Annotated in this window: 22 protein-coding genes and 1 tRNA gene; 15 read left to right on the top strand and 8 right to left on the bottom strand. The window is 66.6% G+C overall.

Translation table 11 applies throughout. The features are described 5' to 3' along the window. Nucleotides 1-50: 50 nt before the first annotated feature. The 4 genes from HDR50_RS00900 to HDR50_RS00885 all read left to right on the top strand — a co-directional run bounded on the left by HDR50_RS00900 (nucleotide 51) and on the right by HDR50_RS00885 (nucleotide 5842). Nucleotides 51-3206: an efflux RND transporter permease subunit gene (locus tag HDR50_RS00900; RefSeq protein WP_291355142.1), complete on the top strand. Its 3156-nt coding sequence runs from the start codon at nucleotides 51-53 to the stop codon at nucleotides 3204-3206. A 73-nt stretch (nucleotides 3207-3279) separates the two neighbouring features. Further along, the gene (locus HDR50_RS00895; protein WP_291355141.1) at nucleotides 3280-4494 is read left to right on the top strand and encodes a bifunctional 3,4-dihydroxy-2-butanone-4-phosphate synthase/GTP cyclohydrolase II; all 1215 of its coding nucleotides are present in this window, start codon (nucleotides 3280-3282) and stop codon (nucleotides 4492-4494) included. A 51-nt stretch (nucleotides 4495-4545) separates the two neighbouring features. Beyond that, a tRNA-Ser gene (locus HDR50_RS00890) sits at nucleotides 4546-4635 on the top strand. A 415-nt stretch (nucleotides 4636-5050) separates the two neighbouring features. Next, nucleotides 5051-5842: a PhzF family phenazine biosynthesis protein gene (locus tag HDR50_RS00885; RefSeq protein WP_291355140.1), complete on the top strand. Its 792-nt coding sequence runs from the start codon at nucleotides 5051-5053 to the stop codon at nucleotides 5840-5842. A 74-nt stretch (nucleotides 5843-5916) separates the two neighbouring features. On the opposite strand, the gene HDR50_RS00880 is transcribed toward HDR50_RS00885, so the two are convergent. The 6 genes from HDR50_RS00880 to hslU form a co-directional block, all read right to left on the bottom strand. Continuing rightward, nucleotides 5917-6324: a hypothetical protein gene (locus HDR50_RS00880; protein WP_291355139.1), complete on the bottom strand. Its 408-nt coding sequence runs from the start codon at nucleotides 6322-6324 to the stop codon at nucleotides 5917-5919. Between the two features lie 267 nt (nucleotides 6325-6591). Further along, entirely contained in the window at nucleotides 6592-7974 is a 1383-nt protein-coding gene (miaB, locus tag HDR50_RS00875) for a tRNA (N6-isopentenyl adenosine(37)-C2)-methylthiotransferase MiaB (protein WP_291355138.1), read from the bottom strand. Nucleotides 7975-7989: 15 nt separating this feature from the next. Further along, nucleotides 7990-8367, bottom strand: coding sequence for a hypothetical protein (locus HDR50_RS00870; RefSeq protein WP_291355137.1), 378 nt, complete (start codon nucleotides 8365-8367; stop codon nucleotides 7990-7992). A 143-nt stretch (nucleotides 8368-8510) separates the two neighbouring features. Beyond that, on the bottom strand, nucleotides 8511-11201 hold the full coding sequence (locus tag HDR50_RS00865) for a pitrilysin family protein (protein WP_291355136.1): 2691 nt from the start codon (nucleotides 11199-11201) through the stop codon (nucleotides 8511-8513). 98 nt (nucleotides 11202-11299) lie between these two features. Beyond that, the gene (locus HDR50_RS00860; protein ID WP_291355135.1) at nucleotides 11300-12511 is read right to left on the bottom strand and encodes a metallophosphoesterase; all 1212 of its coding nucleotides are present in this window, start codon (nucleotides 12509-12511) and stop codon (nucleotides 11300-11302) included. A 24-nt stretch (nucleotides 12512-12535) separates the two neighbouring features. Continuing rightward, on the bottom strand, nucleotides 12536-13849 hold the full coding sequence (gene hslU / locus HDR50_RS00855; protein WP_291355133.1) for an ATP-dependent protease ATPase subunit HslU: 1314 nt from the start codon (nucleotides 13847-13849) through the stop codon (nucleotides 12536-12538). A gap of 152 nt (nucleotides 13850-14001) precedes the next feature. Here hslU and HDR50_RS00850 point away from each other — a divergent pair, with 152 nt between their 5' ends. Further along, the gene (locus HDR50_RS00850; protein ID WP_291355132.1) at nucleotides 14002-14301 is read left to right on the top strand and encodes a hypothetical protein; all 300 of its coding nucleotides are present in this window, start codon (nucleotides 14002-14004) and stop codon (nucleotides 14299-14301) included. 7 nt (nucleotides 14302-14308) lie between these two features. Here HDR50_RS00850 and HDR50_RS00845 read toward each other — a convergent pair whose 3' ends face one another. Further along, nucleotides 14309-14722 (bottom strand): thioesterase family protein, encoded by a 414-nt coding sequence (locus tag HDR50_RS00845; RefSeq protein ID WP_291355130.1) that lies wholly within the window; start codon nucleotides 14720-14722, stop codon nucleotides 14309-14311. Here HDR50_RS00845 and HDR50_RS00840 point away from each other — a divergent pair. The 10 genes from HDR50_RS00840 to HDR50_RS00795 all read left to right on the top strand — a co-directional run bounded on the left by HDR50_RS00840 (nucleotide 14684) and on the right by HDR50_RS00795 (nucleotide 25040). Further along, entirely contained in the window at nucleotides 14684-15853 is a 1170-nt protein-coding gene (locus HDR50_RS00840; RefSeq protein WP_291355129.1) for an MltA domain-containing protein, read from the top strand. The two genes, HDR50_RS00845 and HDR50_RS00840, sit on opposite strands and share 39 nt — an antisense overlap. Nucleotides 15854-15907: 54 nt before the next feature. Next, nucleotides 15908-17497, top strand: a complete 1590-nt coding sequence (locus HDR50_RS00835) for a helicase HerA-like domain-containing protein (protein WP_291355127.1) — start codon at nucleotides 15908-15910, stop codon at nucleotides 17495-17497. 160 nt (nucleotides 17498-17657) lie between these two features. After that, nucleotides 17658-18080 (top strand): hypothetical protein, encoded by a 423-nt coding sequence (locus tag HDR50_RS00830; protein ID WP_165079520.1) that lies wholly within the window; start codon nucleotides 17658-17660, stop codon nucleotides 18078-18080. Nucleotides 18081-18229: 149 nt separating this feature from the next. Further along, nucleotides 18230-18646 (top strand): aspartate 1-decarboxylase, encoded by a 417-nt coding sequence (locus HDR50_RS00825; protein WP_291355125.1) that lies wholly within the window; start codon nucleotides 18230-18232, stop codon nucleotides 18644-18646. A 10-nt stretch (nucleotides 18647-18656) separates the two neighbouring features. After that, the gene (locus tag HDR50_RS00820; RefSeq protein ID WP_291355124.1) at nucleotides 18657-19820 is read left to right on the top strand and encodes a glycosyltransferase family 4 protein; all 1164 of its coding nucleotides are present in this window, start codon (nucleotides 18657-18659) and stop codon (nucleotides 19818-19820) included. Continuing rightward, complete coding sequence (locus HDR50_RS00815) at nucleotides 19817-21166, top strand: sugar transferase (protein WP_291355123.1); 1350 nt, start codon at nucleotides 19817-19819, stop codon at nucleotides 21164-21166. The genes HDR50_RS00820 and HDR50_RS00815 overlap by 4 nt, the downstream gene beginning before the upstream one ends. A 6-nt stretch (nucleotides 21167-21172) precedes the next feature. After that, complete coding sequence (locus tag HDR50_RS00810) at nucleotides 21173-22351, top strand: ABC transporter permease (protein ID WP_291355122.1); 1179 nt, start codon at nucleotides 21173-21175, stop codon at nucleotides 22349-22351. Next, on the top strand, nucleotides 22348-23502 hold the full coding sequence (locus tag HDR50_RS00805) for an ABC transporter permease (protein ID WP_291355121.1): 1155 nt from the start codon (nucleotides 22348-22350) through the stop codon (nucleotides 23500-23502). Before HDR50_RS00810 ends, HDR50_RS00805 begins: the two co-directional genes overlap by 4 nt. A gap of 98 nt (nucleotides 23503-23600) precedes the next feature. Next, nucleotides 23601-24263 carry a CBS and ACT domain-containing protein gene (locus HDR50_RS00800; protein ID WP_291355120.1) on the top strand — a complete coding sequence of 221 codons (663 nt, stop codon included), beginning with the start codon at nucleotides 23601-23603 and terminating at the stop codon, nucleotides 24261-24263. Nucleotides 24264-24566: 303 nt separating this feature from the next. Continuing rightward, complete coding sequence (locus tag HDR50_RS00795) at nucleotides 24567-25040, top strand: hypothetical protein (RefSeq protein WP_291355118.1); 474 nt, start codon at nucleotides 24567-24569, stop codon at nucleotides 25038-25040. Nucleotides 25041-25185: 145 nt separating this feature from the next. Here HDR50_RS00795 and HDR50_RS00790 read toward each other — a convergent pair whose 3' ends face one another. Continuing rightward, on the bottom strand, nucleotides 25186-25413 hold the full coding sequence (locus HDR50_RS00790; RefSeq protein WP_291355117.1) for a hypothetical protein: 228 nt from the start codon (nucleotides 25411-25413) through the stop codon (nucleotides 25186-25188). Between the last annotated feature and the right edge of the window lie 4 nt (nucleotides 25414-25417).

Genomic DNA, 25417 nt, shown 5'->3' with positions numbered 1-25417 from the left:
CCCTTGCAAAGCGGGACTGCGAGAGCCCGGACCAAAGTCCAGAGTACAGGATGGAGCAGAACCCCCACAGCGCGAATATCGCGGCCGTCTTCATCCGCCGCCCGGTGGCGACGGTGCTCATCATGCTCGGCATGCTGTTCTTCGGCATCACGGGCTACCGCTCGCTGCCGGTGAACCAGCTCCCCAATGTTGACTTCCCCACCATTTCCGTGCTCGCCGACCTGCCCGGCGCGGACCCGGAGACCATGGCCGCCTCCGTGGCCACGCCGCTGGAAAAGGAATTCTTCACCATCGCGGGCATCGATTCCATTTCGTCCATCAACGCTACAGGGCGCACGCGCATCACCATCCAATTCGCCCTTGACCGCGACATCGACGCCGCCGCGCTCGACGTGCAGTCCGCCATCGGCCTTGCGCAGCGCCGCCTGCCCACCAGCATGACCACGCCGCCGAGCTTCCGCAAGGTGAACCCGGCGGACTTCCCCATCCTGTACCTGCGCCTCACCTCCAAGACGCTCCCGCTCTACCAGCTCAACGAATATGCGGACACGCTCATCGGCCAGCGCCTTTCCATGGTGGAGGGCGTGGCGCAGGTGCTCGTGTTCGGCCAGAAGAAATATGCGGTGCGCGTGCAGCTCGACCCGGACGCCCTCGCCACGCGCGGCCTCGGCATCGACGAGGTGGCGGACGCCGTGGCCGCGGCCAACTCAATGCTCCCCACGGGCAGCCTCGAGGGCGCGCAGCGCAGCGTGGCCATCAAGTCCTCGGGCCAGCTTTTCGATGCCAAGGCCTTTGAGGAGACGGTCGTCGCCTACCGCAACGGCGCGCCCGTGCGCCTGCGCGAGATCGGCACCGTGGTGGACAGCGTGCAGCAGGACAAGCAGCTCGCCTGGGGCGGCGCCGACGACGTGGGCATCATGCTCGGCATCGAGCGCCAGCCCGGGGCCAACACCGTGCAGGTGGTGGACTCCATCAGGAAGATCCTGCCGAGCCTCGAGCGACAGCTGCCGCCCTCCGTCAACCTGGTCATCTTCAACGACCGCGCGGAATCCATCCGTGAATCCGTGGCGGACGTGAAGTTCACGCTCGTGCTCACGGTCTTCCTCGTGGTGCTCGTCATCTTTCTCTTTCTCCGCAACCTGCCCGCCACCATTATCCCCTCGCTGGCGCTCCCCATGTCGGTCATCTCCACCTTCGCGGTCATGGCGGTCATGGGCTACAGCCTCGACAACCTCTCGCTCATGGCCCTGACGCTGGCCGTGGGCTTCGTGGTGGACGACGCCATCGTCATGCTCGAGAACATCGTGCGCCACCAGGAGATGGGCAAGAGCCCCCTTCAGGCGGCGTACGACGGCTCGGCCGAGATCGGCTTCACCATCGTTTCCATGACGGTTTCGCTGGCCGCGGTGTTCATCCCCGTGCTCTTCATGGGTGGTATCGTGGGCCGGCTCTTCCGCGAATTCGCCGTGGTCATCATCGCGGCCATCCTGTGCTCCGGCGTTGTGTCGCTCACGCTCACGCCCATGCTCTGCGCCTACTTCCTCAAGGCGGGCAGCGGCCACAAGGCGGGTTACGAAGGCCTTTACGGCAAGCTCGAACGCATGTTCGACGCGCTGGCGCACGGCTACGCGCGTTCGCTGGACTTTGTGCTCGGGCACCGTTTCGCCACGCTGCTGGCGTCTTTCGTGCTGCTGGGGCTGACCGCGTGGCTCGCCATCCTTGTGCCCAAGGGCTTTTTGCCGTCCGAAGACATGAGCTTTCTCGTGGCGAGCACCGAGGGGGAGCAGGGTATCTCCTACGAGGGCATGGTGGAGGCCCAGCACCAGCTGGACCAAATCCTCGAAAAAGACCCGGCAGTGGCCATGTTCAATTCGGTGGTGGGCATCGTGGGCTCGAGCCAGAGCATCAACAACGGCAACCTGCTCATGGCCCTCAAGCCCCCGAGCGAGCGCGAGCCCATCGAGGACGTGGCCCAGCGCCTCAGGCGCGAGCTCAATGTCTCGCCGGCGCTCAGGGTCTTCGTGCGCGTGCCCCCGGCCATCAATATCGGCGGCCGCTCGTCCAAGGCGCTCTATCAGTACACCATGTTCGGGCCGGATATGGAGGCGCTCTACGACAGCGCGGAAAAGGTGGAGGACGCCCTCAGGGCGCTCCCCGAGCTGCAGGACGTGAACAGCGACCTCCAGCTCAAGAATCCGGAACTGCGCGTGCGCATCGACCGCAACCGCGCCGCGGCCCTCGGCGTCTCGCCGCAGCAGATCGAGCTCGCCCTGCAATCGGCCTACGGCTCGCGCGAGATCTCCACCATCTACGCGCCCACCAACGATTACAAGGTGTTCGTGGAGCTGGAAAAGCGCTTCCAGCAGGATACGTCCGCGCTTTCGCGCCTCTATGTGCGCGCGGCCGACGGCACCCTGGTGCCGCTCAGCACCCTCGCCAGCATGGAGCCGGGGGTGGGCCCCATCGCCGTCAACCATAATGGCCAGTTCCCGGCCGTGACCGTTTCGTTCAACCTTCGGCCCGGCGTGGCCCTGAGCGAGGGCGTGGCCGCCGTCAACGCCGCCGTGGCGCCGCTTCTGCCCGACTCCGTCACCGCCGAGTTCCAGGGCACGGCCCAGGCCTTCCAGAGCTCCCTCGAAGGCATGGGCTGGCTGCTCTTCCTCGCCATCGTGGTTATCTATCTCGTGCTCGGCATCCTCTACGAGAGCTTCATCCATCCGCTCACCATTCTCTCAGGCCTGCCGGCCGCGGGCTTCGGCGCGCTGTTCACGCTCTGGATCTTCGGCATGGAGCTCAACCTCTATGGCTTCGTGGGCATCATCATGCTGCTCGGCATCGTCAAGAAAAACGCCATCATGATGCTCGACTTCGCGCTGGAGGCGCAGCGCCGCGACCCGGACATCTCGCCGCTCGCCGCCATCACCGAGGGCTGCCATGTGCGCTTCAGGCCCATCATGATGACCACCATGGCCGCGCTCATGGGGGCGCTGCCCATCGCTATCGGCATCGGCGCGGGCGCGGACGCGCGCCGGCCGCTGGGCATGGCCGTGGTGGGCGGCCTCTGCTTCTCGCAGGTGGTGACGCTCTACATCACGCCGGTCTATTATTATTACATGGAGCGGCTTTCACAGCGTTTGCGGCCATCCGGGCAGGCCCCGCACGGCGAGCCCCCGCACGGGGAGACGGCGCAGGCGGGCGCGCGTTGACAGCACGGCCCAGCGGACCTACCTTTGCGGGGATAGTGCCGGGTGCGCGCCGGCGGAGAAGCAAGGAGACATCATGCCCCTGAGCAGCGTAGAAGAGGCCGTCGCCGACATCCGTGCCGGCCGGATGGTCATTCTTGTGGACGACGAGGACCGGGAAAATGAAGGCGACCTGACCATGGCCGCCGAGCATGTGACGCCCGAAGCCATCAACTTCATGGCAAAATTCGGGCGCGGCCTCATCTGCATGCCGCTGGCTCCGGAGCTGGTGGACAAGCTCGGCCTGCCCATGATGACCCAGCGCAACGGCTCGCGCTTCGGCACCAATTTCACGGTCTCCGTGGAGGCGCGCGAGGGTATTTCCACCGGCATTTCCGCGGCTGACCGCGCAACCACCATCAGGACGGCGGTGGCCGACGGCGCCCGCCCCGAGGACCTGGTATCGCCCGGCCATGTCTTCCCGCTGCGCGCCAAGGCCGGCGGCGTGCTCGCCCGCACCGGCCAGACCGAGGGCAGCGTCGACCTCGCCCGCCTCGCCGGGCTCAAGCCCGCGGCGGTCATCTGCGAGATCATGCGCGACGACGGCACCATGGCGCGCATGCCTGACCTCGAGGTGTTCGCCAGAGAGCATGGCCTCAAGATCGTGGCCGTCAAGGACATCATCCGCCACAAGCTGGAGCGCGGGCAGGTGTCGGTGAGGCGCGACGCCACGGCGCATTTGCCGAGCATGTACGGCGACTTCACCGTGCACGCCTATGAGAGCGAGATGGAGCCGGGCACGCACCTCGCGCTCGTCAAGGGCGACATCAGCGGGCCGGAGCCGGTGCTCGTGCGCGTGCACAGCCAGTGCCTCACGGGCGACGCCCTGGGCTCCCTGCGCTGTGACTGCCGGGGCCAGCTTGGCGCGGCCCTGCGCCAGATTGAGAACGAGGGCCGGGGCGTTTTGCTCTACATGCGCCAGGAGGGGCGCGGCATCGGCCTCGCCAACAAGATCCGCGCCTATGCCCTGCAGGATCAGGGCTACGACACCGTGGAAGCCAACCGTATGCTCGGCTTCCCCGACGATCTGCGCGACTACGGCACGGGCGCGCAGATGCTGGTGGACCTCGGCATCCGCAAGGTGCGGCTTTTGACCAACAATCCCAAGAAGATCGTGGGCCTTTCCGGCTATGGCATCGAGATCGTGGAGCGCGTGCCCATCGAGATCGAGGCCTGCCCGGAAAATGAGGCCTATCTGCGCACCAAGAAGGAAAAGATGGCGCACCTGCTCAACGGCATCCGCTGCCACTGAGCGCGGCGCGCCGCGCATTTTGTTCAGGGTGCCCGCATGGGCTCCCCCTGCGGAGGGATGGCAGAGCGGCTGATAGCGGTGGTCTTGAAAACCACTTGGGGTTCACGCCCCACGGGGGTTCAAATCCCTCTCCCTCCGCCAATAAGGTTTTCAGAGAAATGCAGGAAAGTCCGCAATGCCTTCGGTGTTGCGGACTTTCTGCATAGGGGCCGATATTCGTAAGCCCGTTGTCAGGGTCTGTATCCCCCAATACAGGGGTACTTCCTTGACCCAACAGCGTACAATCGTTCAGGCGCGCCTTCGACCTCGCCATCTTCAACACCATCGGCGTCGGCTCCCCGGCAGATTCCTCTTGCCGCCCGCACCTGCTCCTGTGGGAAAGCCCGCGGGTGCCTCTTCGCGTCGCGCGGGGACGTATGGGGCGACGCGCATGCGGTGTTCGTGGCGGCGCCTCAAGACAGGCGCGCATTTTCGCGGGGACGCCCGGGGAATTGACAAAGCGCCTGTCAGCAGCGAAATTGTTTGTCCCTCTCCTTCCTTCTACCCCCTTGCCACCATGCAGCAATATATCGTCGATGCGTTTACGGACAGGCCCTTCAGCGGCAATCCCGCCGCCGTCTGCGTGTTGCCCTCCTGGCCGGACGACGCCTGGATGCGCGCCATGGCCATGGAAAACAATCTCTCCGAAACGGCCTTTCTGGTGCCGGACAAGGATGCCTATCGCCTGCGCTGGTTCACGCCCGTGACGGAAGTGGGCCTCTGCGGGCACGCCACCCTGGCTTCGGCCTTTGTGGTGCTGAATTTTCTCACCAAGACGGCGCAGAAGGTCGAGTTCATCACCGGCGAGGGCGTCTTGCCGGTGCGCCGGAAGGAGGAGCTCTATGCCATGGATTTCCCGCGCATCCCGCAGCGGGAAGTCCCCGTCACCGAGGCCATGAGCGAGGCCTTCGGGGCCACGCCCGTCAAGGCCCTCCTTGGCGCCGACCTTGTTTGCGTGTTTGAAAGCGAAGCACAGGTGCGCAGCCTCGTGCCTGACCAGAACCTGTTGCGGCAACTGGAGGGTCGCGGCCAGCATGCCACGGCGCCGGGCGAGACGGCGGACTGCGCCTCGCGCAGTTTCTTCCCGAAGCTGGGCGTTGCGGAAGACCCGGTGTGCGGCTCCGCACATTGCCAGCTCGCGCCCTACTGGGCCGGCGAATTGGGCAAAGATGCCATCATCGCCCTGCAGGCCTCACGGCGCGGGGGCATTCTGTACTGCAAGGTGCAGGAAAACGGCAGGGTCGAGATCAGCGGCAAGGCCTGCCTGTTTGCCATTTCCGAGATTGCGCCGGCGGCGCTGCCGCGCTGACCTCATACGAAAAAGAAATCGGCTCGCGAGTCAGGGAACAGCATCGGCATATGCGCCCGGGGGGCTGCACGCCCTCAGCGCGCGAAATGGAGGATCTTGGCGGCGCCCGCCTTCATGCCGGAGGAGGCCACGGCGTCGAGCTCGGGGTGGTGTTCATAGGTGGCGCGGCAATAGGGGCATTCCAGCCGGTGTTTGCGTTTCTCCAGCCGGATGAGCCCCCCCTCGCTCTCGTAGCAGCGCGGGCAGAAGGGGCCCTGGCGCACGCCGCTCGTGTGCAGCCAGTAAAAGCCGTGCTCCTCAAAGAGGTTTTGCGCGAGATAGAGAACGTCCTCGAGGCTTTGCAGGCGGATCTTGAGCATGCTCATCTCGTCGCGCAGGGCGATGCAGCGGGATTGCATCTCCATGAGCAGGTGGCGCGCCTTTTCTGTCTGGCCGGAAGCGAAGAGATCGTTGATTTCCTTGAAGCGGCGATAATCCAGCATGGCAGTTCCCATCCCTTATGCCAGCCTATCGGACCGGGAGGGCAAAACCTTTAGAGGGCGGCGGCGGCCGCTATCCGGGCGGCGGGGGGGGAAAGGATGTGGGATGACCGCTGGTTAGAATTTCTCTAGAAATTTTCTGGAGTTGAGATTTTCCTTCGCGGGCGTTTCGCCGTGGCGCTGGGCTGACAAGGCGCCCGCATGCGGCTTGGCCTCGGGAGAGGTACGGGGACGGCCGCCAAAGATAGGGGAGGGGGGACGCTACCGGCGTCAGCGCGAGGCCGGTACGGGCCGGCCCACAAGGCTGTGCCGCTTGGCGGCCACGATGTCCACCGCGACGAGGCGCCCAGTGTGGTCGCTGCCCTCGGGGAGCGCCACATGCACGGGCACGCCGTAGGGGTCGCGGCCCTGCCAGTCCTCGTGGGGGACAGCGCGGGCGCAGCCGGGCGCGTCAGCCGGCGTGGCCTCCTGCCGCGGGCTTTTTCCCTCGATGAGCAGGGTGGTCGCCTGGCCCACGCGGGCGTCGAGCCAGCGCTGGCCGAGCCTGTCCTGCAGGGCCTGGAGGCGCAGGAGGCGCTCGTGCTGTACTTCAGGCGCCACCTTGTCGGGAAAGCGCGCGGCCGCCGCGCCCGGCCTGTCAGAATAGCAGAAGGAAAAGCTGGACATGAAGCCGCAGGCCTCCATCATGTCCAGCGTGGCCTGAAAGTCGCTCTCGGTTTCGCCGGGAAAGCCCACGATGAGGTCGGTGGAAAGGGCGATGTCGGGCCGGGCGGCGCGTAAATCCTCCACGAGGCGCAGGAAGCCCGCGCTGTCATAGCGGCGGCGCATGCGCGCGAGCACCGCGTCCGAGCCGGCCTGGAGGGGCAGGTGCAGCCGCGGGCAGAGCGCGGGGAGGCTGCCGAAAGCGGCCACATCCTCGGGCCCCATGTCCTTGGGGTGCGGCGTCACATAGCGCAGCCGCGCAAGCCCGGGGAGCGTCGCCACCTGCTCGAGCAGGCGGGAAAAGCTCGTGCCGTCGCCCGTTTTGTCCTGTCCGTAGGCATTGACGTTTTGCCCGAGCAGGGTGATCTCCCTGGCGCCCTCGGCGATGCGCTGCCGGCACTCTTCAAGGATGGCCCCGGCATTGCGGGATTTTTGCCGGCCGCGCGTGAAGGGCACGATGCAATAGGCACAAAAATTGTCGCAGCCCTGCATGATGGTGAGGAGCGCCGAGGGGCCGGCGCTGCGCCGTGGCGCGGCCTCCTTTTCGGAAAAGGTCTCGGTGAAGGCGCAGAGCGTGAGCCGGGCCTCCGGCTCCGTGAGCAGGCGCTCGATGGCACCGGGAGCATCTGTGATGCCGTCGCTCCCGGCCACGAGGCGCACCTGGGGCGAGCGGTCGAAAAGCTCCGCGCCCAGCTGTTGCGCCACGCAGCCGGCCACGGCCACGAGCACGCGCCCATCCCCGCCCGTGGCCTGGCGGACGCGCCCGAGGGCGCTCATGACCTTCTGCTCCGGCTTTTCGCGCACCGAGCAAGTATTGATGACCACCACCTCGGCGTCCTCAAGCGCGGCCGGCACGAAGCCGCGCGCCTCCAGGGCGGCGCCAAGCCACCCGGAATCGTGGACGTTCATCTGACAGCCGAAGGTGAGGATGTGGTAGGAGCGCGGCTGCATGGGCGCGGGCGCGGGCTACTGTTCCAGGCCAGAGTCCGGGGAATACATTTCGCCGCCGCCTTCCTCCTCGAGTGCGTTGACGCGGTCCTCGAGCCATTCCAGCACGGCGCGGGCCGTGTGGTAGTTGAGCAGCACGCGGGTGTGGATGTGGCGCGTGATGTCGCGCACATCGTCATTGCCGGGCACGATCTCATGGCCGAGGGAGCCGTCCGGGGCGAGGATCTGTTCCGAGCAGGCGGGCAGGGCGTCGCTTTCGTGGTAAAAATTCATCTCGATCTCGCCCTGGGAATTGATGCCGCCCCACACGCCGTGCGCTGTCTGGAGGCGCGCCTCGGGCGCCATTTCATAGCGGTAGCGGATGCGGGAGGGCGCGGCGGTGTCGTCCTTGCTCATGGAACTTCCTTGCTGGCTGGGGGAAACGCAACACAGTTCGCCTGTTAATTCTTTCCAGATACGCAACTCGGGGGCGAAAGTAAAGGGCGGCGCCCGCACAACCATGCGGAACGCCGCCCGGGGAGTGTCGGTCTGCGCGCCCCCTAGGGCAGCAGGGTCACGTCATAGGCGTCCTTGGTGACGAGGTACTTGCGGGCCACGGCGCGCACCTCCTCGGGGCTCAGGGCCGCGGCCTTGTCGAGCAGGGTCTTCTGGAAGTCCTCGGGATAGTGGAGCAGGGCGTCCGTGGCGGCTTCGCCCGCGCGGGAGGCGAGGCTCTGGCGCTCGCGCAGGTAGTCGCCGAGCATGCGGCTCGCGCCCGCGCGGAGCACATCGGCGGGCAGCAGGTCGTCGCGGATGCCATTGATGACCTCGGCGAAGCCCTTGCGGGCCTCTCCCAGCTTGTCGGGCGTCGTGCCGATATAGAAGGCCATGAAGCCGGCTTCGGGCATGTTGCGGTTGAAGGCCGTCACCGTGTAGCCGAGGCCCTGCTCGTCCCTGAGCTTGGTGAACAGAAGGCCGCTCTGCCCGGAGAGCACGGATTGCAAAAGCAGCAGGGCCGGCGCGTCCGGGCTGGTGAGCGGCACAGTGGGGAAGATTTGCAGCAAATGCGCCTGGTTGCGCCCCGGGAGGGTCAGGGCGAGGTCCTTCTCCGCCCCCCACTCGGGCCGCGGCGCCGTTTTGGCGATGCCGGTGGGCACGGGCAGGCCCTTGGCGAAGGCAAGGACGGCCTCGCGGTCGAAAGTGCCCGCCACGGAGAGCACCCAGGGCTGCGCGGCCTGGCGCTGCCAGAAGTCGCGCACCATGGCGTCGTCATAGCCGGCGAGCAGTTCCTGCGTGCCCAGGCTGTCATAGCCGTAGGCCTGGCCATGCGGGAAGAGGAAGGGATTGACCTTGGCGAACATGTAGGAGAGGGGCCTGTCCGCGCGCTGGCGGATGGCGGACTGCATGTTGTCCACCTCGCGTTTGAGCTCCTGAGGCTCGAAGCGCGGGCTCACGAGCATGTCGCGCAGAAAGCCGAAATACTCGGCATTGAAGCGCGAGGGGCCGGTGAGCGCCACGCCGAAACTCTGCAAGCCCGCCGAGGCCCCGGCCGACGCCGCCCGCTCGGCGAGCCAGCGCTCCACGCCCTGGGCGTCGAGGCTCGCGCAGCCGTCCGAGAGCAGGCGCGCGGTGAGGTCTGCGAGGCCCTGCTGGTCGGGGGAGAGCAGGGCGTTGCCGCCCGTGAAGAGCAGATCCAGCGACACATAGGGGACCGTCGTGTCGGGAATGAGGATGACCTTGCGGCCGCCCCCGAGGTCGATGGTCTCGCGGGCGCCGGCGCCGGTCGCGGCCGCCGCGGCCATGGCCGTCTGCGGGACGGCCTTCCAGTTTTCGTGCAGGGTCTTCTCAAGGCGCGCGGCGAGATCCGCCGGGGCCTTTTCCGGCGCGAGGGCGCGCACGCGCACCCGGGAGGGGTCGAACCAGAGGCCGATGGCGTTTTGCAGCTGGGCCTCGTCCACATTGCGCTGGGTGAAGCGCAGGTTGCGCTCGGCCTGTTCGCCGCCGAGGTCGAACTGCACCGTCCCCTTCCAGGAAGCGAGGCCGTTGAGCGTTTCGCCGGCGCGGTCCATGCTGTCCTCAAGGTTGAACTTGGCGCGCGCCACGGCCTCGGGCGTGAAGTCTTTTGCCGAGAGTGCGGCAAGGTCGCGCGTGAGCTCGTTCCAGAAAGTCTCTACCTTGTCGGCGTCAAGCTGGGCTGTGATGCTGAGCAGCCCCGCCCGGGCGAGGCTCATGTTGTCCACGCTGATGCTGTCCACGAGCTGGAGCTCGTACTTGTATTTGCGGTAGAAGGCCGAGGTGCCGTCGCCGCCGAGGAGATAGCAGAGCACGTCGAGGTCCACGGAGCGCAGGTCGCGCAGGCCCGGCGCCGGAAAGGCAAGGCCGAGGTAAACCTTGTTCCACGGGCCGCGGCCCACCTCGACCTGCGGGGCGCCGGGGGCCTTGGCGAGGTCCAGCGGCGGGGGCACGGCGAGGTCGGAAGTGTTGGCGAGGCCCCCGAAGAGCGCCTGCGCGTGGGCGAGCACGGCCGCGGGCTCGATGTCGCCGGCCACGAGGAGCATCATGTTGTCCGGCTGGTACCAGCGGGCGATATAGGCGCGAAGGTCCGCCACGGTGAGCGCCCGGATGGTGTCGGCATAGCCGATGATGGGGCGCCCGTAGGGCGTGTGGCTGAGCGCGGCCGTCTGGAGGTTTTCATAGAGCTTGCGCTGGGGCGAATCCTCGCCCCGCTGGAGCTCGGAGATGACCACGTTTTTCTCGGCCTCCAGCTCGGCGGGGTCGAGGGTGGGCTGGAAGGCCATCTCCTTCACCACCTCCATGCCCACCCGCCAGTGCTTCGCCGGCATGTCGGTGAGATACCAGGTCTTGTCGAAGCTCGTGGCCGCGTTGAGGTAGCCGCCCAGCGCCTCCACGTCCTTGGCCACCTGCCCCTTGGGCCGGTGCTCCGTGCCCTTGAAGACCATGTGCTCGAGCACGTGGCTGATGCCCGCGTGTTTGGCCTCCTCATTGGCCGAGCCCGTGCGCACATAGAGCCGCGTGCAGACCAGCGGAAAGCGCGTGTCGCGCAGGATGTAGACCAAAAGCCCGTTGGGGAGCCGGGTGAGGATGGTGTCCTGCCGGGCGGGCGTGGGTTGCGGCGCCGGAACGGCCTGCGTCCCGACGCTGGCGGGGGCGGACGTGTCCCGCGCCAGCACGGGCACGGCGGGGAGCAGCATGGAAAAGGCGACAAGGAGGGCAAGGACAAGCTGTTGCATGGATGCTCCGGGGCCGCGCGCCGTCACCCGCAATGGGGCGCGCACGGCGGTTTGTGTCATGGGCGGCCGCAGGGGGCCGGGAAAAGTGGCGCCCGCGCTCAGGCCTCGGCGCGGCGCAGGGTGAACACGGCGATCTCCGACGGGGTGGCGATACGGATGGGGAAGCCGCCCCACAGCCCGGCCCCGGGGCTCACGTAGAGCGGCATGCCGTCCACGTCGAACCAGCCGCGGACATAGCCATTGTTGAAGGAGCTCACGATCTCGCGCAGGCCCGGCGCCTGCCCGCCGTGGGTATGGCCGGACAGCTGGAAGTCAACGCCCTGCCGCGCGCGCAGCGGCGCGAAACCCGGCCGGTGCTCGAGCAGGATGCAGGGGGCGTGCGCCGGGGCGCCGGCCATGGCCGCCTCCATGTCCGGGCCGGGCAGCCCGAAGGTGCGGGCCACCGGGTCGGTGAGGCCGGCGAGCACGAGCTCCTTCCCGCCGGGCGTGAGCACGGCGTGGCCGTTGAGCAGCATGTGAAGCCCGAGCTCGCCGAACACGCGCACCCAGGCCCGATAGCCGCTGTAATATTCGTGGTTGCCCACGCAGGCGAAGACGCCGAGGGGCGCTTTGAGGCGGCTGAGTTCGCGCGCGCTTTCCATGCGGCGCTCGGGCGGGCCGTCCACCATGTCGCCCGTGAGCACGATGAGGTCGGGCTTTTGGGCGTTCACGCGGTCGACCACCGCGGCCACCCAGTCGCGCGTGAGCAGCGAGCTCATGTGCAGGTCGCTTACCTGGGCCACGCGCAGGCCTTCGTGCTCGGGCGCGAGGCGCCGCAGCCGGGCCTCCTCCTCGCGCAGGGCCGGCACGGCCACCGCCTGGCTGACGCCAAAGGCCGTGGGGCCGAGCACGGCCGCGGCCAGGGCGATGCGCTCGGCAGGCCGGGCAAGGAGCAATCCGCCGCAGCCCGCGCGCACGAGCTCGCGCCTGGAGGGCGAGGCCGGGGAGCCGGTTCCCGCAGCCTGGGCCGCGCCCTTGCGCCGGAAAAGCAGGCGCCAGCAGCCCCGCAGGAGCAGGAAAACGTCGCGCGCAAGCACCAGCACAAAAAGCAGGATGGCCGCGGCGAAGAGCCAGCCCTGCACCATGAGCAGCCAGGGAGGCAAATCGGGCGCCGCCAGATCTCCCAAAAGGAAGCGGTTGATGGCGAAGGCCTGGGTGACGATGAGCAGGAAGAGGGCGCAGAGGAACTTGGCGCCGGCGCCCATGCGCGCGGGCAGCACGAGGCGGAAGAGCAGGTAGAAAAAGGGGATCAGGGGCCAGAGAAAGAACATGCGGCTCCTTGGGGATTGGTAGTATTAGAGGATGTAGCGGCTGAGGTCCTGGTCGTCGCGCACGTCGCGCAGATGCTCGCTCACATAGGCGCGGTCGACGGTCACTTCCGTGCCGGCCATTTCCGGCGCGGCGAAGGAAATGTCGGCCAGGATCTTTTCCATGATGGTGTAAAGGCGGCGCGCGCCGATATTTTCCGCGCGGGCGTTGGCCTCCTCGGCGAAGGCGGCGATCTCCTCGAGGCCGTCGGGCGTGAAGGTGAGGCGCACGCGCTCTGTGGCGAGCAGCGCCTCGTACTGCTTGACGAGGGCGTTGTGCGGCTCGGTGAGGATGCGCAAAAATTCCTCGCGGCCCAGCGGCTGGAGCTCGGCCCTGAGCGGGAAACGCCCCTGAAGCTCGGGGATCATGTCCGAGGGCTTGCTGAAGTGGAAGGCCCCGGCCGCGATGAACAGGATGTGGTCGGTCTTCACCATGCCGTGCTTGGTGTTGACCACGCTCCCCTCCACGATGGGCAGAAGGTCGCGCTGCACGCCCTCGCGCGAGATGTCCGAGGTGCGGTTCTGGGAGGAGCTGGCAATCTTGTCGATCTCGTCAATGAAGATGATGCCGGCTTGCTCCACGCGTTCGCGGGCCTTTTCTGTAAGCGCCTCCTGATCCACGAGCTTGGCGGATTCCTCCTGGACGAGGATGTTGAAGGCCGTGCGCAGCTTGAGCTTCTTGCGGCTGCGCTTGGGCGGGAAGGCCTTGCTGAACATGTCCTTCACCTGGCCGCCCATCTGGTCCATGCCCGGGATGGCGAAGATGTCGATGCCCCGGCCGCCCTGCTCGGTGACTTCCATCTCCACCTCGCGGTCGTCGAGGTAGCCGAGCCGGAACTGCTGGAGCAGTTTCTCGCGCGTTTTGCTGCGCTCCTCCTGACCGAAGGAGTGCGGCAGGAGAAGGTCCATGAGGCGGGATTCGGCCGCGGCCTCGGCAGCGGCGCGCACGCGGGTGTTCTCCTCCTCGCGCATGAGGTTGATGCCGATTTCCATGAGGTCGCGCACCATGGATTCCACGTCGCGCCCCACATAGCCCACCTCGGTGAACTTGGTGGCCTCCACCTTGAGGAAGGGCGCGCCGGAAAGCCGCGCGAGGCGGCGCGCGATCTCGGTCTTGCCCACGCCCGTGGGGCCCATCATGATGATGTTCTTGGGCGCGATCTCGTCGCGCAGCTCGGGCGCGAGGTGCTGCCGGCGCCAGCGGTTGCGCACGGCCACGGCCACCATGCGCTTGGCCTGTTCCTGGCCGATGACGAACTTGTCCAGTTCCGCCACGATCTCGCGGGGCGTCAACGCGCTCATGGGTGCTCCTTTGGCCCGGGACAGGGGGGCGAAATTCCGGCGGGCCGCTGTTGAAAATAGGCACGTTCCGCGGGATGGCAATCGGCCGGCCGCGCTTTTTCGCGCCGTCTTGCCCGGCTTGCGAGTGAAAGGCTTAACTTTTAAGCTGGGCCATGTTCGCTCTTGCCGCACTCGCGCCCGCCGTCACGGACACCGAAAGGCTGTTCACGGTGCCGGCGCCCTTCCTGCCGTGGCTCGCGCCTGCCTGCATCCTGGCGGGAATCGCTCTCCAGCTCGGCGCGCTCGCCTGCCCTGGGGCGCGCAAAAAGCCGCTCGGCATGCGGTCGGCCCTTGTTTGCGCCGGGGGCGCGCTCCTCGTGCTCACGGGCGCCGCGCTGGACAGGGACGTCACCGTGGCCGTGGGCGAGGCGCTGGCGCTTGGCGGCATCCGGTTCGCGTGGCGCAATGGCTAGGCCGCGCTCAGGCGTCGCCCAGCCGGCGGAACCACTCGGGCATGCGGATGGGGCGCCCGGAGGCGTCCACGAGGGCGTGTTGGGTCATGCCGGTGGCGAGCAGGCGCGTCTTGTCCTCGTTCCACATCTCATATACAAAACGCAGGGAGGCGCGGCCCCATTCGCTGACGCCGGTGCGCACCAGCACGAGCTCGTCATAGCGCGCCGGCGAGCGGTAGCGGCACTCGGCCTCGCGCACCGGCAGGATGACGCCCTTTTTTTCCACGTCGGCGTAGCTCATGCCGCGTTCGCGGATATAGGCGCTGCGGGCGCGCTCAAAGATGTGCAGATATTCGGCGTAGTAAAGCACGCCCATGCAATCCGTTTCACCGTAGGACACGCGATGGGGAAACCAGGTTTCGGGAGCTGGAAAATCGGGCATCATTCGCTTCCTTGCGGGCGGGCACCACGCGGGCTGGCGGCGCTGGCCCTGTTGTTGTGCGTCTTTCTCGCGGCGTGCGCCCACAAGGCCCCGCCGCCCGCGCGTCCTTCCGGGCCGGCCGTGACCGCGGAGGAGAGCGCCGAAGTCTTCCTCTCGCGGCTCGCTCCGGCCAACCAGGAGCTCACGAGCTGGAAAGACATGGCGCCTACCGTGCGCAAGTCTCTCCTCTATGTCAACTCGAAGCCGCAGGGCGCGTACGCCATCCGCCGCCCCGGCCTGGAAGTGACGTGGGGCGAGCTTTCGCGCACGCTCACGCGCCTGCAGGAGCTGTTGCCGCGCCTTGACGCCGAGCCGCAGCTCCTCGCCGAGAATTTCCGCTGGGTGCCCGTCCCCAAAGGCATCGACTATTCCGGCTATTACGAGCCGCGCGTGGCCGCGAGCCGCACGAGGAAGCCCGGCTACGAGCAGGCCATCTACGCCCTGCCGCCCGACCTCGCCAAGGTCAGGGCCCGGCGCGGCCGCTATCATGACCGGCGCACCATCGAGGAAAAACAGGTGCTCGCCGGTCGCGGCCTTGAGCTCGCCTGGGCCAAAGACCCGGTGGACGTGTTCTTTCTCGAGATCCAGGGCTCGGGCAAGCTCGTCTTTGACGACGGCACCGAGGCCTATATCAACTATGCAGGCCAGAACGGCCACAAATACAAGAGCTCGGGCCGCATCATGCGCGAAAAGGGCCTCTTGAAACGGGGCGACATCTTCGAACAGCGGGGGTGGTTCCGCAACAATCCCGACCGGGTGCGCGAGATCTTGAACGACAACCCGAGCTACGTGTTTTTCAAGTTCGGGGGCCGCGGCCCCACGGGCGCCATGGGCCACACCGTGGATGACTGGCTTTCCCTCGCCACGGATCGCGGCTATATTCCTCTTGGCTCGGTGGTGGCCTACGGCGTGAACATCCCGGACGAAAAACTCGGCACCGTGCCCCTGCGCGGCATCGGCTTCGCGCAGGACGTGGGCGGCGCCATCAGGCGCAACCGCATCGACATTTTCTGCGGCGGCAATGAGCGGGCCAACTATGTGGCGAGCCATCTGGACGCCCACGGGCCGGCCTGGGTGCTGCTCGCGCGCTGAAACCCCACTGGACCGCACAGAACCACGGCCGCGCACAGGCCAGGGAGAAAAGCCATGCTCGACAAGGACCGCAACGCCCTCGTGGCCATGGAAGGAAAAAAGGAACTCTGCATCCTGCCCGCCATGGGCAACCGCCACGGCCTCATCACCGGCGCCACGGGCACCGGCAAGACCGTGACCCTGCAAAGCATGGCCGAGACCTTCAGCGCGCTCGGCGTGCCGGTCTTCATGGCCGATGTCAAGGGCGACCTCTCGGGCCTCGCCAAGGCCGGCGGCACGGGCAAGGCCGCGGAGCGGGCCGATCAGCTCGGCCTGCGCGATCTCGGCTACGCGCCCAAGGCCTTCCCGGTCTGCTTCTGGGACGTGTTCGGCAAGATGGGCCACCCCATGCGCACCACAGTGAGCGAGATGGGGCCGCTGCTCCTCTCGCGGCTGCTCAACCTCAACGAGGTGCAGGCCGGGGTGCTCCAGCTCGCCTTCCGCATCGCCGACGACGCCGGGCTGCTCCTCCTCGACATGAAGGACCTGCGCAGCATGGTGCAATATGTGGGCGAGGAGCGCGACGCCTTCAAGACGAGCTACGGCCAGATCTCCACGGCCAGCGTGGGCGCCATCCAGCGGGCGCTGTTGCGCCTCGAGGAGGAGGGCGGGGACGTGTTCTTCGGCGAGCCCGCGCTCGACATCAATGACCTTCTCCAGACGGACGCCGAGGGCCGCGGCGTCATCAACATCCTCGAGGCCGAGTCGCTGATGAACGCGCCGGGCCTCTATTCCTGCGTCCTGCTCTGGCTGCTCTCGGAGCTGTATGAAAATCTCCCCGAAGCCGGCGACAGGGACAAGCCCCGGCTGGTCTTTTTCTTCGACGAGGCGCACCTCCTCTTCGACGGCATCTCGCCCGCCCTGCTGCAAAAGATCGAGCAGGTGACGAGGCTCATCCGCTCGCGCGGGGTGGGCATCTATTTTGTGAGCCAGAACCCCTCCGACATCCCTGACAGCGTGCTCGGCCAGCTCGGCAACCGCGTGCAGCACGCGCTCCGCGCCTTCACGCCCAAGGAGCAGAAGGCCGTGCGCGCCGCTGCCCAGGCCTTCCGCGCCAACCCGGCCTTTACCACGGAAGAGGCCATCGGCGAGCTCGGCGTGGGCGAGGCGCTGGTTTCCTTCCTCGACGCCAAGGGCGCGCCCGCCATGGTGGAGCGCGCGCTCATCGTGCCGCCGGAGAGCCAGGTGGGCCCGGTGACGCCCGAGGAGCGGGCCGCGGTCATGCGGCGCTCGCTGGTGGCCGGGGTCTATGACAAGCCGGTGGACCGGGAATCGGCCTATGAAAAGCTCATGGCCCGCACGCAGGAAAAGCAGGCCGCCGAGGCCGCCGAAGCCCGGCGCGCGGAAATGGCCAAGGCCGCACAGGCGGCCGAGCGCGAGCGCAAGCAGCAGGAGGCGGCCTTGCGAAAGGCCGAGACCGAGGCGCGCCGCCGGGAGACCGCCGAGCGCAAGGCCCGGAAGGATTCGGGCGCCGTGGACATCGGCGATCTCCTCGGCTCCGTGGTCAGGCAGACCACACGCCAGGTGGGCAATACCGTGGGCCGCGAGATCGGCAAGACGCTCTTGCGCGGCGTCCTGGGCGGCCTCTTCGGCGGCCGTCGCTAGGCGCCGGCGCCTAGGCCCCGCCGGGCAGGTGGAGAAATGCTCTAGATTGTGTCTTGAATAATTCTCCAATGTGGTGTACGGCATGGCAATACCGTGGGATACAGCGCATGGCGCGGGGCGTGAGCCCGGCCGGTCGGGCTGAAACGCAACGGGGGCTTCCATGCCGCAGGTCGCAGCACGCATCAATGACGATCAGGAACGCTGGCTCAAGGACTATTTCAGGACCAAGAGCGCCGGCGCGGAATTCATCCTGCCCTGGGCGGTGGACACCTTTTTCCGGGCCATTACCGGCATCAAGCAGATTTTCAGCGCCTCCGAGCTCAAGACCATCGTGGATGCCCACAAGGACATGAAGCTCATGCCGGACAACACGCGCCTCTCGTATCTTTTGCTGCGCGTGGCCGACGCCTGCGACAGGAACGGCATCCACATGCGCCACGGGGCGAGCAAGTCCAGCCTGGAATCCAAGCTCAAAAGCCTGGACGACACCCAGGCCACGGCGCTCATGGTCTGGGCCTCGGCCTTCTGGGTGAGCCGCAACTGCTCCGCCGAGAGCCTGGACGACTATATCAAGGCCTATTAGCGTTTTTTGCCGTTCCGTCTGCCCATCCGGCCGCAGGCGGACGCCGCCCGGCGCCCCGCGCGCAAGCGCATTCGGCGCCGCCCCCCAAGCCGCCGCGAAGCGGCTTTTTCATTGGCCCGGCCCGGGCCGCTCCCCCTGAAAGGACACCAATGCTCAAGATACTCCGCGCCAAGTTTCACGGCATCCGCGTGACGGCAAGCGACCTCAACTACCACGGCTCGGTCACGCTCGACCCGGAGCAATGTGCCCGCGCGGGCATTCTGCCGCTGGAATTCGTGGAGATCTGGAACAAGAATTCCGGGCAGCGGCTCTCCACCTATGTGATCTACGGCGAGCCCGGCTCCCGCTGCTGCGTGCTCAACGGCGCGGCCGCGCGCACCTGCCAGACGGGCGACGAGCTCATCATCTGCGCGTCCGAATATGTGGCCGACGCCCGTGAGCTCGCCACGCGCAGGCCCGTGGTGCTCTGCTTCGGCGAGGACAACCGCGTGACCGACGCCCTTGGCTACGAAGTGGGCGACGGTGGCGACGGCCGCATGAGCTTTGCCGTGCGGCGGGAGGACTGACGGGGGCGGCATGAAGATCGTCATCCTGAGCAACCAGGCCCGCTCCATGAGCAATTTCTGGAGCGTCCTCATCCGGCGGATGCTTGCGGCCGGGCATACGGTCATCTGCGCGGCGCCCCCGGGTGACGCCGCCGCCGAGGCCGCGCTGCGGGCGCTCGGCGCGGAAGTGGTCAACTATCCCCTCGACCGCAAGGGCCTGAACCCGGTGCGCGACGCCGAAAGTTTTTTCGCGCTGCTCCGGCTCTTCCGCGCAAAGCGGCCCGACCTCCTCTTCGCCACCACCATCAAGCCCGTGATTTACGGCTGCCTCGCCGCTCGCGTGGCGGGCGTGCCCCGCGTCTACGCCACCATCACGGGCCTGGGCTACGCCTTCGAGGCCGACAGCCTGTTCAAGAAATGCGTCAATCGCCTCGGCGTTCTGCTCTACCGGCTGGCGCTCGGCCATGTGAGCGGCGTCTTTTTCCAGAATGAGGACGACCTTGGCGTCTTCCGCCAGCAGGGCATCCTCGCGCCGGACGCGCGGGTGCTCATGGCGCGGGGGGGCACGGGCGTGGACACCGCGCGCTTTGCGCCGGCGCCCTGTCCGCCGTTGCCGCCCGAAGGGCCGGTCATCTTCCTTTTGGTGGGCCGGCTGCTTGAGGCCAAGGGCCTGCATGAATATGCGGAAGCCGGGCGTCGCCTCAAGGCCCGCGGGGCAAACTGCCGCCTCCACCTGCTCGGCCCCGAGGAGACGGGCCTGGGCGGCGTGCCCCTGGCGCAGATCCGCCGCTGGCAGGCGGAAGGCTTTGTGGAATATCTCGGCGAAACGCGCGACGTGAGGCCCTTTATCGCGGCCTCGCATGTGATGGTGCTGCCCTCGTGGCGCGAGGGCACGCCCACGTCCGTCATGGAGGCCTTAAGCATGGCGCGCCCCGCCATCGTTACGGATGTGCCCGGCTGTCGCGAGGTGGTGCGCGAGGGCGTGAACGGCTGGCTCACGCCGCCGCGCGACCCGGAGGCCCTGGCCCGCGCCATGGAGCGCTTCGTGGCCGACCCGGCCCTCATCGCGCGCATGGGCGCGGCCGGGCGCAAGCTGGCGCTCGCCGAATTTGACGCCGAAACCGTGGCCGCCCGCATCCTGAAGGACATGGGCGTGCCGGAAGCGGCGCGGGACGACAGGGAGGAACAACCGTGATCAGCGTCTACCGCCGGGCTCTTTTGCAAACGCTGGATATTTTCTGCCTGCTTTTGGCGCTCACCATTTCCGGCGTGACCACCATCGCGCCGGACCTGAGCGTTTTTGACGACTACACGGGCGCCTCGCTCTTCACCGTCTTTTTCTACATGCTCTTTTTCTACATCCTCGACGCCTACAGTGTGGCGCAGGAGGACTTCCGCGAGACCACGGGCCGCGTGCTCGTGGCCTGCTGCCTCGGCATCATCTCCTCGGCCACGGCCTCCTACGCCTTCGATCACTGGCGCTTCGACCGCGAGACCCTGCTTTTCCTGTTCACGCTCTCCTTTGTTTTTTGCCTTGGCTGGCGCTGGCTCTATTACCGCAATGCCGACAAGGTGACGCATCCCCTGCGCGTGCTCCTCGTGGGCGTGGACACGGCGGGTAAGGTGCGCCAGCTTTTGGCCGAGGGGCTCCCCAAGGCCAGCATCATCGGCTATGTGGGCGAACCGGGCCAGGGGCCGGAGGCCGGCGAATATCTCGGGCCGCCCTTCATGGCCCTCGAGGTGGCCAAAAAAAAGGGCGCCACCATGATCGTGCTCCTGCCGGACGCGCCGCTTGACGACGACATCGCCCACGAACTTCTCGAGGCCAAGCTGCGCGGCCGCATGGTGGTGGACATCCGCTCCTTTTACGAGCATGTGGTGCAGCGGCTGCCGCTCTCGCAGATCAACGACGAGTGGCTGCTCCAGACCGAGGGCTTCTCGCTCAACACGCGCGGCTCGCTCAGGCGCCTCAAGCGCGCGCTGGACGTGGGCATCTCGCTCGTCCTGCTCATCCTGACGCTCCCCGTCATGCTCATCACCGCGCTCATCGTGCGCCTGGAATCGCCCGGGCCCGTCATCTACAAGCAGGACCGCGTGGGCCTGCACGAAAAGGAATTCACAGTCTACAAGTTCCGCTCCATGCGCTCCGACGCGGAGAAGAACGGCGCCGTCTGGGCGAGCGCCAACGACGCCCGCGTGACGCGCTTCGGCAAGTTCATCCGCAAGGTGCGCATCGACGAGCTGCCCCAGCTCTGGAACGTGCTCAAGGGCGACATGAGCTTCATCGGCCCGAGACCCGAGCGCATGGCCTTCGTGCGCGAGCTGCGGAAGACCATCCCCTATTACAGCCTGAGGCACACGGTGAAGCCCGGGCTCACCGGCTGGGCGCAGGTGCGCTACCCCTACGGCGCATCGGAGGAGGACGCCCGCCGCAAGCTGGAATACGACCTCTATTATATCAAGAACATGTCCATGCTGCTCGACATCCACATCCTGTTCAAGACCGTGGGCGTGGTGCTGTTCCCCAAGGGCGCGCGGTAGGGCGGCATGGAGGCGGGCGCGAGTGCCCAGGCGCCCCCGGAGAGGGGCGCGCCCCCGCGGCACCTCTGGCTGCGTCAGCTTTGCGCGCTCATCGTCAAGGAATTTGAGGAGATCGTCCGCGATCCCTCCTCCTACCTCGTGGCGGGCGTGCTGCCGCTGAGCTTTCTTTTGCTCTTCGGCTACGGCATCACCCTTGACGCCGGCATCCTCAAGCTCGCCGTGCTCGACGAGAGCGGCGGCAGCCGCGCGCTGTCTCTGGCCGCGGATTTCGCCCATTCCCCGTGGTTTGCGACCGTGCATGTGGCGAGCATGGGGGACGCGGCGCAAAAGATGCGCGACTCCGAAGTGCAGGGCGTGCTCGTCATCCGCGGCGACTTCGACCAGGAGCTCGCCGCCGGGCGCACGGGCGCGCTCCAGGTCATCGTGGACGGGGCCGAGCCCAATACCGCGCAATATATCCGCAATTACAGCCAGGGGCTTATCGGCGACTGGCAGATGACGGCCCTTCCCGACGGGCAGGCGCAGGCCGCGCCCGTGACGCTCGAGGCGCGCTACTGGTACAATCCCACGGCCAAGAGCGAGCGCTTTCTCGTGCCCGGGGCCATCACGGTCATCATGACCCTCATCGGCACCCTGCTTACCTCGCTCGTTTTTGCGCGCGAGTGGGAGCGCGGCACCATGGAAGCCCTTATCGCCACGCCGGTGACACGCCTCCAGCTGTTGCTCGGCAAGCTCGTCCCGTATTTCTGCATGGGCATGTTCAGCATGGGGCTGTGCGCCGCGGCGGCGGTGACGCTCTTCGAGGTGCCGTTCCGCGGCTCGCTCGGGGCGCTGCTGTTGCTCTCCACGGTGTTCATGCTGAGCGCGCTCGGGCAGGGCCTGCTCATTTCCGTGTGCCTGCGCGGGCAGCTCGTGGCGGCCGAGGCCGGGCTTTTCTCCGGCTTTTTGCCCGCGCTCATGCTCTCGGGCTTCGTGTTCGACATCAACAGCATGCCCGAAGTGCTCCAGATGCTGACGCGGCTTTTGCCGGCGCGCTATTTCAACACCTGCCTTCGCACCATCTTCCTCACCGGCGACGTGTGGAGCATCTTTGCCCCGAGCCTGCTCTTCATGGGCCTGCTCGCGGCCCTCCTGCTCGGGCTGGTCTACAAAAACCTCACCAAGCGGCTGGACACGCGCGCATGAACCTGCGGCTCCCGGCGCCGCTCCGGCGCATGCTCACCATCGTGCGCAAGGAACTCCTGGTGCTTTTGAGCAACCGCACCTCGCGTTTTCTCATCGTGGTGCCGCCGCTCCTCCAGATCGTGGTCTTCGGCTGGGCGGCCACCATGGAAGTGCGCAATGTGGACGTGGCCGTGCTCTCGCGCGACAGCGGCCTCTGGAGCCGGGAGATACTGCACCGCATCGATGGCTCGCCCACCTTCCGCAGCGTCTTCCACCTCATGGGCGGCCAAGAGGTGCGGCCGGTGCTTGACGCCCAGAAGGTGCTCTTCGTGCTCGTGTTCGACGAGGAATTTTCGCGCAATGTGGAACGCGGCGAGCCGGCGGAGCTACAGGTCATCCTTGACGGGCGGCGCTCCAACGCGGCGCAGATCGCGGCCTCCTACCTCTCGCAGATAGTGGAGGGTGTGGCGCGGGCGACGCCCATGGCCGGGGCGGCGGAAGCGCAGGCGGAAGACGCGGCCCCGGCCGTGCCCAAGCTCGATGTACGCACGCGCTGCTGGTTCAACCCGAACCTGGAATTTCAGTGGTTCTTTTTGCCCAACCTCATCGGCATGCTGAGCCTCATGCTCGGGCTGGTCGTCACCGGGCTTTCCGTGGCGCGCGAGCGCGAGGTGGGCACCTTTGACCAGTTGCTCGTCTCGCCGGCCACGCCCACGGAAATCGCGCTGGCCAAGCTCGTGCCCGGCTGCCTCATCGGGCTCGCGCACGGCACGCTCTTTTTGCTCATCACCGTGTTCGGCTTCGGCGTACCTTTCAACGGCTCGGTGGCCTTGCTCTATGTGGCCATGCTCGTCTTTTCCATCGCCGCGGGCGGGGTGGGGCTCATGGTCTCGTCGCTCTCGGCCACGCAACAGCAGGCCTTTCTCGGCGCCTTCACCGTGGGCGTGCCCTGCATCCTCATTTCCGGCGCGGTCACGCCGGTCATGAACATGCCAGTCTTCTTGCAGCGCGCGAGCGAGATCAACCCGCTCAGGCACTTCACCACGCTCTGCCAGGGCGTCTTTCTGAAAGACATCACCCTCGGCGCGGCGCTCGTCAACCTCGGGAAGATCGGGCTCATCAGCGTGGCGGCCGTGAGCGTGGCCGTGTGGATGTTCCGCCGCAGGGCGTGAGCGGCTGGCCCGGGCTTGTGCGCCGGGCGCGGCTCGGGTATGCTCCGGGAGAGAAGGCCGGGCGCACCGCCCGGCAAAGACAGGCGCAGGGAGGCCTTATGCTCATACGGAACTGGATGACCCCCGAGGTGATCACCGTCACGCCCGACACGAGCCTGCTCAAGCTCGGCAAACTCATGCGGGACCACGGCGTGCGCCGCCTCCCCGTGCTCGACAACGGCCGCGTGGTGGGCATCATCTCCGACCGCGACGTGCGCGACGCCTCGCCCTCCAAGGCCACCACGCTCGACATGTACGAGATGCACTACCTCCTGGCCGAGATCAAGGCCAAGGACATCATGACGCCCAAGCCCGTGACCATCAAGCCCACGGACACGGTGGAAAAAGCCGCCATGATCATGCTCGACAGGAAGATCGGCGGGCTGCCCGTGGTGGACGAGAAGGGCGAACTCGTGGGCATCATCTCCGACCAGGACGTGTTCAAGGCGCTCGTCAATATCACGGGCGTGCGCGACGGCGGCATCCAGCTCGGCATGGAGATCGCCAACGAGGCCGGGGCCATGCGGCCCATTTTCGACCTCTTGCGCAAGCACGGCGCGCGCATCCTCTCCGTGCTCTCCACCAACAACCAGGAGGGGCAGCGCAATATCTTCCTGCGCATCCGCGACCTGCCGGACGACGCCCGCGAGGCGCTTTTGCGCGATGTGCAGGAGCACGCCCGCCTGCTCTACTGGGCGCGCGACGAGGTGCACCTGGCCTAGCGGATTTTTTAGCGAATCAAAAAAGAGCGCGCTGTCCTTTCAGGGATGGCGCGCTCTTTGTGTTTTTTGATGAGGAGGAAATATGAAAGGCAACGCAGCGCGTTGACCGGCAACAGCGGGCGCCGCGGTCACGCGATGGGACAAGGATGCCTCAGGGGCTGAGGGGTACAGGGAACGGCTTGGATGTCATGGTCAGCATATGGACGGCACGGGAGGATATTTATAAACTCCTCCAAACACTGCCGGGAGCAGCCCCGCTCATCGGGTCATGCACCTAAACGCACACTCTTTAAGGAAGTCATCGTGATAGCGTTCCAGAACTTTCTCATTGATGCCATGTATTTTCTGGCGGCATTTCTCTGGTGGAAATCTGCAACGGCTGCCCCTGAATCCGAACAGTCCAAAAATGAGAGCCTGAGACGCGCCTACAGGGAACTGGATACTGCCATTGAGCTGGTTTACACCTGCTTTGACCCCAGGCTTTTGACCTCCGATTCCCCGTTCAATCCGCATGTCACCGGGGCGGCGCTTTTCAACGCCAGCGCCGCGCTGTGCACCGCGGTAGCGGTGTTTCTGCAGTTCATCAGGGATGCCATGAGCCCATGGTGCGATGACCAGTCGTACATTGTACTGGTGATGCTGATTTTTTTGATGGTCATCTTCCTTTTTCCGTTTTTCAAGTACTTTTTCCGCCGCTGGTCGCCGCTGGTCGAAAAAGATGTCGAAAAAATTGAAGAGAAAATGGAAAAAAGAAGGACAAATAACAGAGAGGTTTAAAGCGCCGTTTCGGCGTTCTCTGATCCTGTTCTGTAAAGGTTATGTTACATTAAGCAGTTGAAGGATCTTCCTGGGATCCGTCTTGAGCGCGGCAAGGACAACGCCACTGCACGAGTATTCGCACACCACAAGCCGCCAGCGCGGTTCAGCGCGCCTCGCGGCGGCACAGGCCGCGGGTGGAGCGCAGGCGCAATTCCTCCACGATGGCCCGCTCATATTCGGGCGCGAGGGAAATGGCCGTGCGCATCTCCTGATGGAGGAGCTGTTCCACCTGCTGCGTTTCTTCCCAGATCTCCAGCAGTTCTTCGTCCGCAAGGCTCTTCACCCGCTGGGAAAACGGCATGTCGTCGGGGAATGGGGTGGACTGTGCCATGAAG

It is taken from the genome of Desulfovibrio sp. (assembly GCF_014803725.1).
In the GTDB taxonomy this organism is placed as follows: domain Bacteria; phylum Desulfobacterota; class Desulfovibrionia; order Desulfovibrionales; family Desulfovibrionaceae; genus Desulfovibrio.
The sequence above is the reverse complement of the archived record's forward strand: the minus strand, read 5'-3'. Positions and strand labels throughout refer to the sequence as shown.